The organism is Streptomyces sp. NPDC042371, from assembly GCF_056437465.1.
In genome coordinates, this window is the sequence record NZ_JBWKAP010000010.1 from 185,604 (window position 1) to 201,273 (window position 15,670).

Sequence of the window (15,670 nt, forward strand, 5' to 3'; positions counted from 1 at the left end):
CAGCTTCTTCCGGCGCTGTGCGTGCGAGGGCGCTTTCGGCGCCGGGGCGTCAGCCGCCGGAGCGGCGCAGGGCCTCGGAGAGGCGTCCGGCGGCGTCGATGACCGCCTGCGCATGCATGCGGCCGGGGTGGCGGGTCAGGCGCTCGATCGGCCCGGAGACCGAGACGGCGGCGACCACGCGGTTCGAGGGGCCCCGCACCGGCGCGGAGACGGATGCCACGCCCGGCTCGCGCTCGCCGATCGACTGGGCCCAGCCCCGGCGCCGTACACCCGAAAGGGCCGTGGCCGTGAAGCGGGCGCCCTGGAGGCCGCGGTGCAGGCGCTCCGGCTCTTCCCACGCCATCAGGATCTGGGCGGAGGAGCCCGCCTTCATCGTGAGCGTCGAGCCGACGGGGACGGTGTCCCTGAGGCCCGAGAGGCGCTCCGCCGCGGCCACGCAGATGCGCATGTCGCCCTGGCGGCGGTAGAGCTGCGCGCTCTCGCCCGTGACGTCGCGCAGGTGGGTGAGGACCGGGCCCGCCGTGGCGAGCAGGCGGTCCTCGCCCGCTGCCGCCGCGAGCTCCGAGAGGCGGGGGCCGAGAATGAAACGGCCCTGCATGTCCCGGGCCACCATCCGGTGGTGTTCCAGTGCCACGGCCAGTCGGTGGGCCGTGGGTCGTGCGAGCCCGGTGGCCGCGACCAAGCCCGCGAGGGTGGCCGGACCGGACTCCAGAGCGCCCAGGACAAGAGCCGCCTTGTCCAGAACGCCTACGCCGCTAGAGTTGTCCATGCGTCGATACTCCCGTCTCACTCTGTGAAACGCAAGTTCAATTTTCTGCGAGACGCGCCACTCTGTACGAGCGATCCGCGGACCAACGGATCGGCGGTCGACGCGCGGCACGAGGGGTACGCGCGTCGGCGAACGGATTCTCTAGTTGGGCCGGCGAAGCGGCCGGTCGGAGGGAAAGCGATGGGTAGGACACTCGCGGAGAAGGTCTGGGACGACCACGTCGTCCGGCGCGCCGAGGGCGAGCCCGACCTCCTCTTCATCGATCTGCACCTGCTGCACGAGGTGACAAGCCCGCAGGCCTTCGACGGCCTCCGTCAGGCCGGTCGGCCGGTGCGCCGCCTCGACCTCACCATCGCGACCGAGGATCACAACACCCCGACCCTCGACATCGACAAGCCCATCGCCGACCCGGTCTCGCGGGCGCAGCTGGAGACGCTGCGCAAGAACTGCGCCGAGTTCGGGGTGCGCCTGCACCCGCTGGGCGACGTCGAGCAGGGCGTCGTCCACGTGGTGGGACCGCAGCTGGGACTGACCCAGCCCGGCACCACGGTGGTCTGCGGCGACTCGCACACCTCCACCCACGGCGCCTTCGGCGCGCTGGCGTTCGGCATCGGCACCTCCCAGGTCGAGCACGTACTGGCCACCCAGACGCTGCCGATGGCCCGCCCCAAGACCATGGCCATCACCGTTGACGGCGAACTGCCCGACGGCGTCACGGCCAAGGACCTGATCCTCGCCATCATCGCGAAGATCGGCACCGGTGGCGGCCAGGGGTACGTCCTGGAGTACCGCGGCCCGGCCGTCGAGAAGCTCTCGATGGAGGCGCGGATGACCATCTGCAACATGTCCATCGAGGCGGGCGCCCGCGCCGGGATGATCGCCCCGGACCAGACCACCTTCGACTACATCGAGGGCCGCGCCCACGCCCCGCAGGGCGAGGACTGGGACGCCGCGGTGGCGTACTGGAAGACCCTGAAGACCGACGACGACGCCGTTTTCGACGCCGAGGTCTACATCGACGCCGCCTCGCTGGCGCCGTTCGTCACCTGGGGCACCAACCCGGGCCAGGGAGCGCCGCTTTCGGCGAACGTCCCCGACCCGGCTTCGTACGAAGACGCTTCGGAGCGCTTCGCCGCCGAAAAGGCCCTGGAGTACATGGGGTTGACCGCGGGGCAGCCGCTGCGGGACATCAAGGTCGACACCGTCTTCGTAGGCTCGTGCACCAACGGCCGCATCGAGGACCTGCGCGCGGCGGCCTCCATCGTCGAGGGCCGCAAAGTCGCCGACGGCGTACGGATGCTGGTTGTCCCCGGCTCGGTCCGGGTGGCCCTGCAGGCGATGGACGAGGGTCTGGACAAGGTCTTCACCAGTGCGGGCGCCGAATGGCGGCACGCGGGCTGCTCGATGTGCCTGGGCATGAACCCCGACCAACTGGCTCCGGGCGAGCGCTCGGCGTCCACGTCGAACCGCAACTTCGAAGGCAGGCAGGGCAAGGGCGGGCGCACCCACCTGGTGTCCCCGCAGGTCGCCGCCGCCACCGCGGTCACCGGCCACCTCGCATCGCCCGCCGACCTGTCCGACGCCCCTGTGACCGCCGGAGTCTGAGAACCATGGAAGCATTCACCACGCACACCGGCCGGGCCGTTCCGCTGCGCCGCAGCAACGTCGACACCGACCAGATCATCCCTGCTCACTGGCTCAAGAAGGTCACCAGGGACGGTTTCGAGGACGGGCTCTTCGAGGCCTGGCGCAAGGACCCGGAGTTCGTCCTCAACCGCCCCGAGCGACAGGGCTCCACGGTCCTGGTCGCGGGCCCCGACTTCGGCACCGGATCCTCCCGTGAGCACGCCGTGTGGGCGCTGCAGAACTTCGGGTTCAAGACCGTCATCTCGTCCCGCTTCGCCGACATCTTCCGGGGCAACTCGCTGAAGAACGGCCTGCTCACCGTGGTGCTGGACCAGAAGGTCGTGGACGCGCTCTGGGAGCTGACGGAGCGGGATCCGCAGGCCGAAATCACCGTTGACCTGCAGGATCGCCAGGTCCGCGCGGAGGGCGTCACCGCCGACTTCGAGCTCGACGAGAACGCCCGCTGGCGCCTGCTGAACGGCCTGGACGACATCAGCATCACCCTGCAGAACGAGCCGGACATCGCCACGTACGAGTCCGGGCGCCCCTCGTACAAGCCTCGGACCGTGCAGGTCTGACACCTCGCAACACCCCGCAACACCCCGACGTACCCCCAATCGTGAACGGTTGGGGGTACGTCTGTGTGTGGCCGTCCGGGGGTACCGGCTGACCTGAACGGGTGGTCTCAACTCCCTTGCCCGAGAAGGAAGAAGAGGCTGGAAATCCCCTTGTACTCGGCGTGACGGGGTACCCTCAGGAAGGCGGCGGACGGCGGCAGTTACCCCCTGCGGAGGCGACAACTCGCCCCAGATGGCACAATCGGTGCATGGGACGTGACAGCCAACTCGAGCTTTACGGGCTCGTCGCGGACCAACTGAAGGAAGCGCACTCCCGAGTGCGCGCACTGCAAGTCCCGGAGGGCGTACGGATGGCGCTGACCCGGAAGCTGCTGGTCATTACGGCCGCGGCCAAACACGATCTCGCCGATGCGGCAAGGCGTCTGGAGCGATTGATGGCGTCCCTCGACGAAGCAGACGAGGGTCGATTCCCCCAAGACGGCTGAGCTGCAGCCTCAACGGACCTTCGAGGAACTCCGAGATGGGCCACTTCGTTGCGGCACAAGGGTGATTAGCCCGTTTCGTGTTTGATTTGCGGTATATATCTGCCTAACGTGCGAAAAAGCCGGAGTATTTCGCTCCCGGCAATGTCTCCGAAGGGGAAGACGTGAACAAGGCGCAGCTCGTAGAAGCGATTGCCGACAAGGTGGGCGGCCGCCAGCAGGCCGCCGACGCCGTCGACGCGGTCCTGGACGCCGTCGTCCGTGCCGTGGTCAGCGGGGACCGGGTTTCGGTCACCGGCTTCGGCTCGTTCGAGAAGGTCGACCGTCCGGCTCGTTACGCCCGCAACCCCCAGACCGGGGAGCGCGTGCGGGTCAAGAAGACCTCGGTTCCGCGCTTCCGTGCCGGACAGGGCTTCAAGGACCTGGTGAGCGGCTCGAAGAAGCTCCCGAAGAACGACGTCGCGGTCAAGAAGGCGCCCAAGGGCAGCCTGACCGGCGGTGCTTCGGCGACGGTCAAGAAGGCGGCGGCGAAGAAGGCCACCACCGCGAAGAAGGCCACCGCGAAGAAGGCCACGGCGACGGCGAAGAAGGCCACCGCCAAGAAGACCACCGCCAAGAAGGCCACGGCGACGACCAAGAAGGCAGCGGCGAAGAAGGCCACCGCCAAGAAGACGGCCACGAAGGCGACGGCCAAGAAGGCCGCCCCGGCCGCCAAGAAGGCCACCGCCAAGAAGGCCGCCCCGGCGAAGAAGGCCACGGCCAAGAAGACCGCGCCGGCGAAGAAGGCCACCGCCAAGAAGGCGCCCGCCAAGAAGTCCACGGCGCGCAAGACGACCGCCAAGAAGGCCACGGCCCGCAAGAAGTAAGGGCACGAGGGCACTCACGCGCCGGGCCGGACTCCCACGGGGGAGCCCGGCCCGCGTCGTGCGTACAGGCCTGTCACCGCGGCCGCAGGGCCGCGGATCAGAACGTCTGCAGGGTCACCAGGGTGATGCGGCGCGCCTCGCCCTCGCCGTCGACCTCGATGCGCACGCGCTGCCCGGGCCGCAGCAGCCGCAGCCCGCCCGCGTCGAACGCGGCGGCCTCGAAGGACACGGGGGTCCCGTCGTCGAGCAGCACACTGCCGCTGCGGGTCTCGGAGTCGTACGTGTACGCGGTCGCCTGCATGGAAGGCAGCGTACTCAGTCGGGGATGAGCAGGCCCGCCGCGACCTCGGCGGTGCGCGGCCCCACACCGAGCGCGAGAGCGGCGCGCAGGTCCTCTCCGGTGTCCACGTCCCTGCGTACGGAATCGACGCCGTCGAGCGAGAGTTCCACGGCTCCGGACGTCGCGTGCCGGGCCCGCGATGCCGTACCGAATGCCGGACGCAATTCCGTTCCCGCCGCCGCGCACAGCAGCGTCGTACCGATTCCTTCGGCATCAGGCATGAATGCGCGGGGAAAAGAGGCGGCACCGTCGAGGGCGCGGGCCAATTCGACCGGACGCAGCGCGGGCAGATCGGCGTTCAGGGCCGCGACGGGCGCTTCGGGCCGCTCGGCGCGCACGAAGGCCGCTCCGTGCGTCAGAGCGGCATTCAGGCCGCCGCCCGGCTCGTCGGCGACGATTCGGGCGCCCAGCGCGGCGAGCTCGCGCCCCGCGACGGCGTCGCCCGTGACGACCACCACATCGCGCACCCCGGGGCACGCCACCACGGCTGCCACGGTGTCCTGCGCGAACGCCAGGGCCAGGCCGGGGCGGAGACCGTCCCCGGCGGTGGCGGCGAGCCTGCTCTTGGCACGCGCCAGCGGCTTCAGGGGTATGACCAGGGTCCACTGCACGAGCGCTCCGTCCTTCGCGTCGCGCCCATTGTGACCTGCTGGAGGGCCGGTGCACGGGGTGGCGGAGAAGGGGTGGGCGTACGGTGTTCTCGACAGACAGGCAGCCTGGGGCGACACTTGTGCGGCCGACCAGGTTCATGGAGGAAGGTGTCCGAGTGTCCCGCCGCAGAATCGGCTTCTGGTACCGCCTGGCGGCGGTCATTGCTAAACCGCCGCTGGTGGTTCTGTTCAAGCGGGACTGGCGTGGAATGGAACACATTCCGGCCGACGGAGGATTCATCACGGCGGTGAATCACAACTCTCATATCGACCCGTTCTCCTACGCGCACTACCAGTACAACACCGGGCGAGTGCCGCGATTCCTGGCAAAGGACGGCCTTTTCAAGGGCGGCTTTGTCGCCAAGGTGATGAAGGGCACGGGCCAGATCCCGGTCTACCGCGAGACCACGAACGCGCTGGATGCCTTCCGCGCCGCCGTCGACGCCATCGAGCGCGGCGAGTGCGTCGCCTTCTACCCCGAGGGCACCCTCACCAGGGACCCCGACATGTGGCCGATGACGGCCAAGTCCGGTGCCGCGCGGGTCGCCCTGAAGACCAAGTGCCCGGTGATTCCCGTCGCCCAGTGGGGTGCCAACCTCGCGTTGCCGCCGTACAGCAAGAAGCCCACCTTCTTCCCGCGCAAGACCCTCCAGGTGAAGGCGGGACCGCCGGTCGACCTGTCGCGCTTCTACGGCAAGGAGCCGACGCCCGAGGTGCTGCGCGAGGTGACCGAGACCATCATGGCCGCGATCACCGACATCCTGGAGGAGGTCCGGGGCGAGAAGGCCCCCGATACGCCGTACGACCCGCGCAGGGCGCGGCTTGAACAACGACGCAAGGCAGACCGCGGAGCCGCAGGCCCCGCGGAGAGCACCTCGGAGGACAGCAAGTGACGAACCCCGTGAACTCGGCAGGCCCGATGAAGGCCGCCGTCTTCGGAACGGGCTCCTGGGGTACGGCCTTCGGCATGGTGCTCGCCGACGCGGGCTGCGACGTCACCCTGTGGGGCCGTCGCGCCGAACTCGCCGACGCCGTCAACTCCACGCGGACGAACCCGGACTACCTCCCCGGTGTGCGGCTCCCCGAGAACCTCCGGGCGACCTCCGACCCGGCCGAGGCCGCCGCGGACGCCGACTTCACGGTCCTGGCGGTGCCCTCGCAGACGCTGCGCGGCAACCTCGCCGAGTGGGCGCCGCTGCTGGCCCCCGAGACCGTCCTCGTCTCCCTCATGAAGGGCGTCGAACTGGGCTCCGCCATGCGGATGAGCGAGGTCGTCGAGGACGTCACGAAGGTCCCCGCGGACCGGATCGCCGTCGTCACGGGCCCCAACCTCGCCCGTGAGATCGCCGCGCGGCAGCCCGCCGCCGCCGTGGTCGCCTGCCGGGACGAGGCCGTCGCACAGCGCCTCCAGACCGCCTGCCACACGCCGTACTTCCGCCCGTACACGAACACCGACGTCGTCGGCTGCGAACTCGGCGGCGCCGTGAAGAACGTCATCGGCCTCGCCGTCGGCATCGCGGACGGCATGGGCCTCGGGGACAACGCCAAGGGATCGCTCATCACGCGCGGCCTCGCCGAGACCACCCGGCTCGGGCTCGCCATGGGCGCTGACCCGCTGACGTTCTCCGGACTCGCGGGCCTGGGCGACCTGGTGGCCACCTGCTCCTCGCCGCTCTCGCGCAACCACACCTTCGGTACCAACCTCGGCAAGGGCATGACCCTGGAGGAGACCATCGCGGTCACCAAGCAGACCGCAGAGGGCGTCAAGTCCTGCGAGTCCGTGCTGGATCTGGCCCGCAGGCACGGCGTCGACATGCCCATCACGGAGACCGTCGTGGGCATCGTGCACGAGGGCACGCCCCCGATGGTCGCCCTCAAGGACCTCATGTCGCGCAGCGCCAAGCCCGAGCGCCGCTGAAGGCACACCTGACTACTTCGGTACCAACGGGTACTCTCAACGCGATATGAGCAGCGAGAACCTCCCCCAGAGCCCTGAGCAGTCGCCCCGCAAGCCGCGCGTGGCCGTCGTGTTCGGCGGCCGCAGCTCGGAGCACGGCATCTCCGTCGTCACGGCAGGCGCCGTGCTGCGCGCCATCGACCGCACCAAGTACGACGTCCTGCCGATCGGCATCACCACGGACGGCCGTTGGGCGCTCACCGCCGACGAGCCCGAGCGGATGGCCATCGCCGACCGCAAGATGCCGAGCGTCACCGAACTCGCCGACTCCGTCGAGGGCGGCGTGGTGCTGCCCCTCGACCCGGGCAACCGCGAGGTCGTCTACAGCGAGCCCGGCTCCGTGCCCAAGGCGCTCGGCGAGGTCGACGTCGTCTTCCCGATGCTGCACGGTCCCTACGGAGAGGACGGCACCCTCCAGGGCCTGCTGGAGCTCTCCGGAGTGCCCTACGTGGGCTCCGGCGTCCTCGCCTCGGCTGTCGGCCAGGACAAGGACTACATGAAGCGGGTGTTCTCCTCCTTCGGGCTGAACGTCGGCCCGTACCTGGTGATCCGCCCGCGCGAGTGGCAGCAGGACGAGGCGGGCGCCCGTCAGCGCATCGCGGAGTTCGCGGGCGAACACGGCTGGCCGCTGTTCATCAAGCCCGCGCGCGCGGGCTCCTCGATCGGCATCACGAAGGTCGACTCCTTCGAAGGCCTCGACGAGGCCATCGCCGAGGCGCAGCACCACGACCCCAAGATCCTCATCGAGGCGCTGCTGCGCGGCCGCGAGATCGAGTGCGGCGTCCTGGAGTTCGAGGACGGCCCGCGCGCGAGCGTCCCGGCCGAGATCCCGCCCGTGCAGTCGCACGACTACTACGACTTCGACGCGAAGTACATCGACTCGGCGCCCGGCATCGTGCCCGCGCCGCTGACGCCCGAGCAGACCGCGGAGATCCAGCGGCTCGCCGTCGAGGCGTTCGAGGCGGCGTCCTGCGAGGGCCTGGTGCGCGCCGACTTCTTCCTCACCGAGGACGGCCGGTTCGTGATCAACGAGATCAACACGATGCCGGGCTTCACGCCCATCTCGATGTACCCGCAGATGTGGGAGAAGAGCGGCGTCAGCTACCCCGAGCTGGTGGACCGCCTCATCCAGGCGGCCCTCACCCGCTCCACGGGCCTGCGCTGACGCCTGCCCGAAGAGCTGCCCCCGTCAGACCTCAGGAGGTCTTGCCGATCCCCACGGGGATCGTCTTCTTGACGGGGGCGGCGAAGTCCGTGAGCGGACCCAGACCGTCCCCCGTCCGCTCCTCGGGCAGCGTCACCTCCACATAGGCGAGGCGCGCACCGGTGGTGAAGGTGTACGAACCGTCGTCCTGCTTCTCCAGGAGCCAGGCCACGCCGTTCACCTTCACGCCGTTCTTCGGTGCATAGGAGGGGTCGACCATCTTGGGGGGCCGCGGCACACCGCAGCGCAGTATGATCGCCGGGTCTCCCCACCCCGCGGTCAGCTCGGACTTCGGACCGGGGTCGGTGCGCCCCAGCCCGTCGACCTTTTCCGGCAGCTGTTCGTGCAGGTCCCGGCAGAGGCCCGCGGCCTTCGCGGCCGGGGAAGGAACCACCACTGACGCCTCGTCGTCCGTAGCTGAACAGGCCACTGTCGCGATCAACAGGGCGAGGGCGGACGTTCCTGTGAGGCAGCGGCGCCGGAGGTGGGGGATGTTCACCGGGCCAGGGTAGACGGGGGCTACAAGTGCACGACCGGGCAGGTCAGAGTTCTGGTGATGCCGTCCACCTGCTGGACCTTGGCGACCACCATGCGGCCGAGTTCGTCCACCGTGTCCGCCTGCGCGCGGACGATGACATCGTAGGGTCCGGTCACGTCCTCGGCCTGGATGACTCCCGGGATCTTGCCGATCAGCTCGGCGACGGTCGACGCCTTGCCGACCTCTGTTTGGATCAGGATGTACGCCTGTACCACGGAACCTCCAGGGCGGCCACGAGGATCATGTGGGGGAGAAAGGGACGCCACGGTACCGCGTCGCCGCTTGCCGCGGGGAGACCCGGGTGACCTGTGGCGCGCACATCGTGGTGGACGGACAACAGAAGTTGACGGTCACGTCGACCGTACCGACGACAGAGACGGCTCGCGACCGGGGGCCGGGCAGCTTGAAAGGGCATGGTGAGACTCGGTGAAGGGATCCGTGGGCGAGTTGGGGGAGTTCGGGCTCATCAGAGAGCTCACTTCGCGGCTCACCTCCACACCGGCCGTACGGCTCGGCCCCGGCGACGACGCCGCGGTCGTGTCCGCTCCGGACCGCAGGGTCGTGGCGAGCACCGACATCCTCCTTGAGGGGCGGCACTTCCGCCGCGACTGGTCCACCGCGTACGACGTGGGCCGCAAGGCCGCGGCGCAGAACCTCGCCGACATCGCGGCCATGGGCGCCGTGCCGACCGCGCTGCTGCTCGGCCTGGTCGTGCCCGCCGAGCTCCCCGCGAGCTGGCCCACCGAGCTGATGGACGGCCTCAGGGACGAGTGTCAGGTCGCGGGCGCGGCCGTCGTGGGCGGCGACGTGGTGCGCGGCGACACGATCACCGTCGCGATCACCGCCCTCGGCGACCTGCGCAACCACGAGCCGGTCACGCGCGCGGGCGCCCAGCCCGGCGACGTCGTCGCCGTGACGGGCTGGCTCGGCTGGTCCGCGGCCGGGCACGCCGTGCTCTCCCGCGGCTTCCGCTCGCCGCGCGCCTTCGTGGAGGCCCACCGCAGGCCCGAACCGCCGTACCACGCGGGCCCCGCGGCCGCCGGGCTCGGCGCGACCTCCATGACGGACGTCAGCGACGGCCTCATCGCCGACCTCGGGCACATCGCCGAGTCCAGCAAGGTGCGCATCGACATCCGCTCCGGAGACGTCGACGTGCCCTCGCAGATGAACGACATCGGGCAGGCCGTCGGCGTCGACCCGCTCCAGTGGGTGCTCAACGGCGGCGAGGACCACGCCATCGTGGCGACCTTCCCCGCGGACGTGAAGCTGCCCGCCCGCTGGAAGGTCATCGGCGAGGTCCTCAACCCCTCCGCGCTGCCCCAGGTGACCGTGGACGGCGCCCCGTGGACCAGCAAGGGCTGGGACCACTTCGGGGACAACGGGGACGCCGAGTGACGGCCCCGCCGCGGGTCCTGACCGTCGCCGGATCCGACTCCGGCGGCGGCGCGGGCATCCAGGCCGACCTGAAGACGATGCTCGCCCTCGGCACGCACGGCATGAGCGTCGTCACGGCCGTCACCGCGCAGAACTCCCTGGGCGTGCAGGGCTTCTGGGAGCTTCCCGTGGAGGCGGTGCGGGCCCAGTACCGCAGCGTCGTCGACGACATCGGCGTACAGGCCGTGAAGACGGGCATGCTCGCCTCGGCCGAACTGGTCGAGACGGTCGCCGACTTGCTCGCGGGGACGGACGCGCCCGCAGTCGTCGACCCGGTCGGCGTCTCCAAGCACGGCGATTCGCTGCTCGCGGCGTCCGCGCTGGACTCGGTCCGCACGAAGCTGCTTCCGGCCGCCACGGTCGCGACCCCCAACCTCGACGAGGTCGCGCAACTCACCGGCATCGAGGTCGACTCCGAGGACGGCCTGCGGCGCGCGGCGGCCGCCGTCCTCGCCTACGGGCCGAAGTGGGTGCTCATCAAGGGCGGCCACCTCCGCGGCGACGCCGTGGACCTGCTCACCGACGGCTCCGAGGAGCACGTCCTGCGCGCCCCCCGGCACGACAACCGCCACACGCACGGCACAGGCTGCACCCTTGCCAGCGCGATCGCGTCGCAGCTGGCGAAGGGGCAGGGCGTGCCGGAGGCCGTCATGGCGGCCAAGGAGTACGTCACCGGGGCGATCGCCGAGGGGTTCGCGCTCGGCGGCGGGATCGGGCCGGTGGATCACGGCTGGCGGTTCAGGGAGGCGTAGGCCGGTTCCGGTCCGCGGAAGGGCATACGAAAGAGCCGGTCCCCCCGAAGGGGAACCGGCTCTTTCAGCAACCAGCTAGGTGGCCGCGCTGGCGTCAGCGCGAGACCTTGCCGGCCTTGATGCACGAGGTGCAAGCGTTGAGGCGCTTCGGCGTCCCGCTCACCACGGCACGCACACGCTGGATGTTCGGGTTCCAGCGACGGGGCGTACGGCGGTGCGAGTGCGAGATGTTGTTGCCGAAGCCCGGCCCCTTGCCACAGACGTCGCAGTTGGCAGCCACGGGTCACTCCAAGACTTCAGATGCACTTACGGTTAAACCCGGCATGCCGGGATCAGTGCAATGATCGAAGTGGCGTTGCCAGGAGGAATGGCCCGATGCGTATCGGGCAACCGGAGCAGCATACAACGACTGCTTCGGTACAACGAAACTACCACGGACGGCCCGGCCCCCGCCCCGGTCCCCCCGTTCACCCTGGGTCTACGCTGCGTCCATTCCGGATGGTCAAGGAGGCGAACAGGTGCCGCAGAACCTCGACGCGGTCGCGGTGCGCGCCTGGTGCCGACTGGCTCTGGACGCCCTCGGCAGGGCCCGCGAGGAGATCGACTCCATCAACGTCTATCCGGTCGCCGACGGGGACACCGGGACGAACCTCTATCTGACCGTGGAATCCGCCTCCCAGGCGGTCGACGCCGCGTTCACGGGCCATGAGCCCGCCCTCCCCTCACTGGCCGAGACGGTGCGCGCGATGGCGCACGGAGCGCTCATAGGGGCCCGTGGGAACTCCGGCACGATCCTGTCGCAGCTGCTGCGGGGGATGGCGCAGGTCATCGGCGGCGAGGGGCAGCCGGGTGGTGAGGCAGATCACGTCGAAGGGCGGGTCCTGGAGCGTGCGCTGCAGCAGGCCGCCGAGTCCGCGTACCAGGCGGTCGCCCACCCCGTAGAAGGCACCGTCCTGACGGTGGCGACCGCGGCGGCCGATGCGGCCACCGGTACCGACGGCGACTGCGGGGCAGTGGCCAGGGCGGCGTACGAAGGCGCCTGCGCGGCGCTGGACGCGACGCCGGGACAGCTCGCGGTGCTCGGCCGCGCGGGAGTGGTGGATGCCGGAGGGCGGGGGCTCGTGGCCGTTCTGGGGGCGCTGACGGGTGCCCTGTCGGGCGGGACCGTGGTCTCCAAGAGCGCGGCGGCGCACTCGGCGCATCCCAAGGGGTCGGTCCATGCCCACGCGCGCGTGGAGGCCGTCGAGTGCGCGGACGTGCCCGGCGACGAGGGCAGCCCCGCCTTCGAGGTGATCTACCTCCTGGAGGCGGACGATGCGGCCGTCACCCGGCTGCGGGCCCGGCTCGACCGGCTCGGCGACTCGCTCGTCGTGGTCGGCGGCGACGGGCTCTGGAACGTCCACGTCCACGTCGACGACGCGGGAGCGGCCGTCGAGGCCGGGGTGGAGGCGGGCCGCCCCCACCGCATCCGGATCACCCACTTCGGCGCGGACGACGCGCACACCACCGCCCAGCCGCCCCGGGAACGCACCCAACGGGCCATCGTCGCCGTCGTGCCCGGCGAGGGCCTCGCCGGGCTCTACTCCGAGGCCGGGGCGACCACCGTGCCCGCGCGCGTGGGGGAGCCGCCCGCGAGCGGCGAGCTCGTCGACGCGATCCGGCGGGCGCACGCCCGCGAGGTGGTGCTCCTGCCCAACGACGCCGAGCTGCGGCACACCGCGGCCGCCGCGGCGGAACAGGCCCGCACGGAAGGCGTACGGGTCGCGCTGATCCCCACCCGCTCCGCGGTCCAGGGCATCGCGGCGCTCGCCGTGCACGAGCCGGACCGCCGCTTCGACGAGGACGTCGTCGCCATGACCTCGGCGGCGGGCGCGACCCGGTACGGCGAACTGGCCGTCGCCGAGCGGCAGTCCTGGACCATGGCGGGCATCTGCCAGGCGGGCGACGTGCTCGGCCTGATCGACGGCGATGTCGCGGTGATCGGCTCCGAGGTGGCCCGCACCGCAGTCTCGGTCCTCGACCGCATGCTGTCGGCGGGCGGCGAGATGGTCACGCTCGTGCTCGGCGAATCCGTGCCCGACACCGTCGCGGAGCACCTGGAGAAGCACGTCCGCGAGGCGTATCTGGCCGTCGACACCGTGGTCTACCGCGGCGGTCGGCAGTCGGCGCTGCTGCTGATCGGCGTGGAGTAGCCGGGCGGATCCTGGGGACCTGCACCGCATTGTCAGTGGCGTGGTGTGCAATGGATCTCGTGCCTGCGCTCGAAGAACCCCTGAAGAAAGTGGTCGGCCCCGCCACCGCGAAGGTGATGGCCGAGCACCTCGACCTGCACACGGTCGGCGACCTCCTGCACCACTACCCCCGGCGTTATGCCGAGCGTGGTGAGCTGACCCGCCTCGCCGACCTCCCCCTGGACGAGCACGTCACGGTGGTCGCCCAGGTCGCGAGCGCACGCATCCTGACGTTCAACGGCGGCCGCGGCCAGCGCCTCGAAGTCACGATCACCGACGGCAGCGGCCAGGTCCAGCTCGTCTTCTTCGGCCGCGGCATCCACAAGCCGCACAAGGACCTGCTGCCCGGCACCCGCGCGATGTTCGCGGGCAAGGTGTCGGTCTTCAACCGCAAGATGCAGCTCGCCCACCCGGCGTACGAACCGCTGAAGGCCGAGGGCGACGAGGTGGGCGAGGCCGTCGGTTCCTGGGCGGGCGCCCAGCTGCCGATCTATCCGGCCACCGCCAAGCTGGAGTCCTGGAAGATCGCCAAGTCGGTCGACATGGTCCTGCCCAGCGCCCAGGAGGCCCAGGACCCGCTGCCGCCCGCCCTCCGCGACGGGCGCGGCCTCCTCCCGCTCACCGAAGCCCTCCTGAAGATCCACCGGCCGCACTCCAAGGCGGACATCGAGGCCGCTCGCGACCGCCTCAAGTGGGACGAGGCCTTCGTCCTCCAAGTAGCCCTGGCCCGGCGGCGGTACGCGGACGCGCAGCTCCCCGCCGTGGCCCGCAGGCCCAAGGCGGGCGGTCTCCTCGACGCGTTCGACGCCAAGCTGCCCTTCACGCTCACCGAGGGCCAGGAGAAGGTCTCCAAGGAGATCTTCGACGACCTCGCGACCGAACACCCGATGCACCGCCTCCTCCAGGGAGAGGTCGGTTCGGGCAAGACGATGGTCGCGCTGCGCGCCATGCTCGCCGTGGTGGACGCGGGCGGGCAGGCCGCGATGCTCGCGCCCACCGAAGTCCTCGCACAGCAGCACCACCGCTCCATCGTGGAGATGATGGGCGAGCTGGCCGAGGGCGGCAGGCTGGGCGGCACCGAGCACGCCACCAAGGTCACGCTGCTCACCGGCTCCATGGGGGTGGCCACCCGCAGGCAGGCCCTGCTCGACCTGGTCACCGGAGAGGCCGGGATCGTGATCGGCACCCACGCGCTGATCGAGGACAAGGTCCAGTTCCACGACCTGGGGCTCGTCGTCGTCGACGAGCAGCACCGCTTCGGCGTCGAGCAGCGCGACGCCCTGCGCGGCAAGGGCAAGCAGCCCCCGCACCTCCTGGTCATGACGGCCACGCCGATCCCGCGCACCGTGGCGATGACCGTCTTCGGAGACCTGGAGACATCCGTCCTCGACCAGCTCCCCGCCGGGCGCTCGCCGATCGCCAGCCATGTCGTCCCTGCCGAGGACAAGCCGCACTTCCTGGCCCGCGCGTGGGAGCGCGTCCGCGAGGAGGTGGAGAACGGCCACCAGGCGTACGTGGTCTGCCCCCGCATCGGCGACGACGTGGACGAGGCCGCCGACCCGAAGAAGGCCAGGAAAAAGGCCGAGAAGAAGGCCGAGGAGGAGGCCACCGCCGAGAAGCGGCCCCCGCTCGCCGTCCTCGACGTCGCCGAGCAGCTCGCCCGCGGCCCACTGAGCGGCCTCAAGGTCGAGGTGCTGCACGGGCGCATGCAGCCGGACGACAAGGACGCCGTGATGCGCCGCTTCGCCGCCGGGGAGACCCAGGTCCTGGTCGCGACGACGGTCATCGAGGTCGGGGTGAACGTGCCGAACGCCACGGCCATGGTGATCATGGACGCGGACCGCTTCGGCGTCTCCCAGCTGCACCAGCTCCGCGGCCGCGTCGGCCGTGGCTCGGCCCCCGGCCTCTGCCTCCTGGTCACCGACATGCCCGAGGCGAGCCCCGCCCGCGGCCGCCTGGGCGCCGTCGCCTCGACGCTCGACGGCTTCGAGCTCTCCCGCATCGACCTGGAGCAGCGCCGCGAGGGCGACGTCCTCGGCCAGGCCCAGTCCGGCGTCCGCTCCAGCCTGCGGATGCTCGCGGTCATCGAGGACGAGGAGATCATCGCCGCCGCCCGCGAGGAGGCGGTCACCGTGGTCGCCGACGACCCCGACCTGGAGCGGCTGCCCGCGCTGCGCACCGCACTGGACGCGCTGCTCGACGCGGAGCGGGAGCAGTACCTCGACAAGGGCTGACCGGGGTGT

Annotated in this window: 17 protein-coding genes; 11 read left to right on the forward strand and 6 right to left on the reverse strand. The window is 70.8% G+C overall.

The features are described from left to right. Nucleotides 1-49 precede the first annotated feature (49 nt). The gene (ndgR, locus tag AC068B_RS29340; RefSeq protein ID WP_268773680.1) at nt 50-769 is read right to left on the reverse strand and encodes an IclR family transcriptional regulator NdgR; all 720 of its coding nucleotides are present in this window, start codon (nt 767-769) and stop codon (nt 50-52) included. Between the two features lie 180 nt (nt 770-949). Here ndgR and leuC point away from each other — a divergent pair, with 180 nt between their 5' ends. The 4 genes from leuC (at nt 950) to AC068B_RS29360 (ending at nt 4,321) form a co-directional block, all read left to right on the forward strand. Then, complete coding sequence (gene leuC / locus AC068B_RS29345; RefSeq protein ID WP_478674620.1) at nt 950-2,374, forward strand: 3-isopropylmalate dehydratase large subunit; 1,425 nt, start codon at nt 950-952, stop codon at nt 2,372-2,374. A 5-nt stretch (nt 2,375-2,379) separates the two neighbouring features. Then, nucleotides 2,380-2,973 (forward strand): 3-isopropylmalate dehydratase small subunit, encoded by a 594-nt coding sequence (leuD, locus tag AC068B_RS29350; RefSeq protein WP_478674621.1) that lies wholly within the window; start codon nt 2,380-2,382, stop codon nt 2,971-2,973. 248 nt (nt 2,974-3,221) lie between these two features. Beyond that, nucleotides 3,222-3,458, forward strand: a complete 237-nt coding sequence (locus AC068B_RS29355) for an SCO5555 family protein (RefSeq protein ID WP_055564463.1) — start codon at nt 3,222-3,224, stop codon at nt 3,456-3,458. Between the two features lie 161 nt (nt 3,459-3,619). After that, nucleotides 3,620-4,321 (forward strand): HU family DNA-binding protein, encoded by a 702-nt coding sequence (locus AC068B_RS29360; protein ID WP_478674622.1) that lies wholly within the window; start codon nt 3,620-3,622, stop codon nt 4,319-4,321. Between the two features lie 97 nt (nt 4,322-4,418). Here the strand turns inward: AC068B_RS29360 and AC068B_RS29365 are convergent, their stop codons facing one another. Together AC068B_RS29365 and cofC are read right to left on the reverse strand one after the other, a co-directional pair. Next, nucleotides 4,419-4,622 carry a hypothetical protein gene (locus AC068B_RS29365; protein WP_478674623.1) on the reverse strand — a complete coding sequence of 68 codons (204 nt, stop codon included), beginning with the start codon at nt 4,620-4,622 and terminating at the stop codon, nt 4,419-4,421. Between the two features lie 14 nt (nt 4,623-4,636). Next, nucleotides 4,637-5,272 (reverse strand): 2-phospho-L-lactate guanylyltransferase, encoded by a 636-nt coding sequence (gene cofC / locus AC068B_RS29370; protein WP_478674624.1) that lies wholly within the window; start codon nt 5,270-5,272, stop codon nt 4,637-4,639. Nucleotides 5,273-5,427: 155 nt separating this feature from the next. On the opposite strand from cofC, the gene AC068B_RS29375 reads away from it, so the two are divergent. Genes AC068B_RS29375 through AC068B_RS29385 form a run of 3 tightly spaced genes read left to right on the forward strand, consistent with a single transcriptional unit; the run spans nt 5,428 to nt 8,433 of the window. Beyond that, nucleotides 5,428-6,204, forward strand: coding sequence for a lysophospholipid acyltransferase family protein (locus AC068B_RS29375; protein WP_478674625.1), 777 nt, complete (start codon nt 5,428-5,430; stop codon nt 6,202-6,204). Nucleotides 6,205-6,230: 26 nt separating this feature from the next. Next, nucleotides 6,231-7,229 (forward strand): NAD(P)H-dependent glycerol-3-phosphate dehydrogenase, encoded by a 999-nt coding sequence (locus AC068B_RS29380; protein WP_478674751.1) that lies wholly within the window; start codon nt 6,231-6,233, stop codon nt 7,227-7,229. 46 nt (nt 7,230-7,275) lie between these two features. After that, nucleotides 7,276-8,433: a D-alanine--D-alanine ligase family protein gene (locus AC068B_RS29385; RefSeq protein WP_478674626.1), complete on the forward strand. Its 1,158-nt coding sequence runs from the start codon at nt 7,276-7,278 to the stop codon at nt 8,431-8,433. A 31-nt stretch (nt 8,434-8,464) separates the two neighbouring features. Here AC068B_RS29385 and AC068B_RS29390 read toward each other — a convergent pair whose 3' ends face one another. Further along, nucleotides 8,465-8,971, reverse strand: coding sequence for a DUF3515 domain-containing protein (locus tag AC068B_RS29390; protein WP_478674627.1), 507 nt, complete (start codon nt 8,969-8,971; stop codon nt 8,465-8,467). A gap of 20 nt (nt 8,972-8,991) precedes the next feature. Then, on the reverse strand, nt 8,992-9,225 hold the full coding sequence (locus AC068B_RS29395; protein ID WP_016642988.1) for an Lrp/AsnC family transcriptional regulator: 234 nt from the start codon (nt 9,223-9,225) through the stop codon (nt 8,992-8,994). A gap of 211 nt (nt 9,226-9,436) precedes the next feature. Here AC068B_RS29395 and AC068B_RS29400 point away from each other — a divergent pair, with 211 nt between their 5' ends. Together AC068B_RS29400 and thiD are read left to right on the forward strand one after the other, a co-directional pair. Further along, nucleotides 9,437-10,405 carry a thiamine-phosphate kinase gene (locus tag AC068B_RS29400; protein ID WP_468557480.1) on the forward strand — a complete coding sequence of 323 codons (969 nt, stop codon included), beginning with the start codon at nt 9,437-9,439 and terminating at the stop codon, nt 10,403-10,405. Further along, nucleotides 10,402-11,196, forward strand: coding sequence for a bifunctional hydroxymethylpyrimidine kinase/phosphomethylpyrimidine kinase (gene thiD, locus AC068B_RS29405; protein WP_478674628.1), 795 nt, complete (start codon nt 10,402-10,404; stop codon nt 11,194-11,196). The genes AC068B_RS29400 and thiD overlap by 4 nt, the downstream gene beginning before the upstream one ends. Before the next feature lie 94 nt (nt 11,197-11,290). On the opposite strand, the gene rpmB is transcribed toward thiD, so the two are convergent. Beyond that, nucleotides 11,291-11,476: a 50S ribosomal protein L28 gene (gene rpmB / locus AC068B_RS29410; protein WP_016642993.1), complete on the reverse strand. Its 186-nt coding sequence runs from the start codon at nt 11,474-11,476 to the stop codon at nt 11,291-11,293. A 238-nt stretch (nt 11,477-11,714) separates the two neighbouring features. Between rpmB and AC068B_RS29415 the strand changes: the two genes are divergently transcribed. Together AC068B_RS29415 and recG are read left to right on the forward strand one after the other, a co-directional pair. After that, a complete protein-coding gene (locus tag AC068B_RS29415; protein ID WP_478674629.1) occupies nt 11,715-13,388 on the forward strand; it encodes a DAK2 domain-containing protein in 1,674 nt (557 codons plus the stop codon). Between the two features lie 50 nt (nt 13,389-13,438). Continuing rightward, nucleotides 13,439-15,661 carry an ATP-dependent DNA helicase RecG gene (recG, locus tag AC068B_RS29420; RefSeq protein ID WP_478674630.1) on the forward strand — a complete coding sequence of 741 codons (2,223 nt, stop codon included), beginning with the start codon at nt 13,439-13,441 and terminating at the stop codon, nt 15,659-15,661. Nucleotides 15,662-15,670: the final 9 nt, after the last annotated feature.

Excerpts from the sequence above, each read along its gene's own strand:
- ndgR (WP_268773680.1), bottom strand. The coding sequence starts at position 769 with ATGGACAACTCTAGCGGCGTAGGCGTTCTGGACAAGGCGGCTCTTGTC.
- leuC (WP_478674620.1), top strand. The coding sequence starts at position 950 with ATGGGTAGGACACTCGCGGAGAAGGTCTGGGACGACCACGTCGTCCGG.
- leuD (WP_478674621.1), top strand. The coding sequence starts at position 2,380 with ATGGAAGCATTCACCACGCACACCGGCCGGGCCGTTCCGCTGCGCCGC.
- AC068B_RS29355 (WP_055564463.1), top strand. The coding sequence starts at position 3,222 with ATGGGACGTGACAGCCAACTCGAGCTTTACGGGCTCGTCGCGGACCAA.
- AC068B_RS29365 (WP_478674623.1), bottom strand. The coding sequence starts at position 4,622 with ATGCAGGCGACCGCGTACACGTACGACTCCGAGACCCGCAGCGGCAGT.
- AC068B_RS29380 (WP_478674751.1), top strand. The coding sequence starts at position 6,231 with ATGAAGGCCGCCGTCTTCGGAACGGGCTCCTGGGGTACGGCCTTCGGC.
- AC068B_RS29385 (WP_478674626.1), top strand. The coding sequence starts at position 7,276 with ATGAGCAGCGAGAACCTCCCCCAGAGCCCTGAGCAGTCGCCCCGCAAG.
- recG (WP_478674630.1), top strand. The coding sequence starts at position 13,439 with ATGGATCTCGTGCCTGCGCTCGAAGAACCCCTGAAGAAAGTGGTCGGC.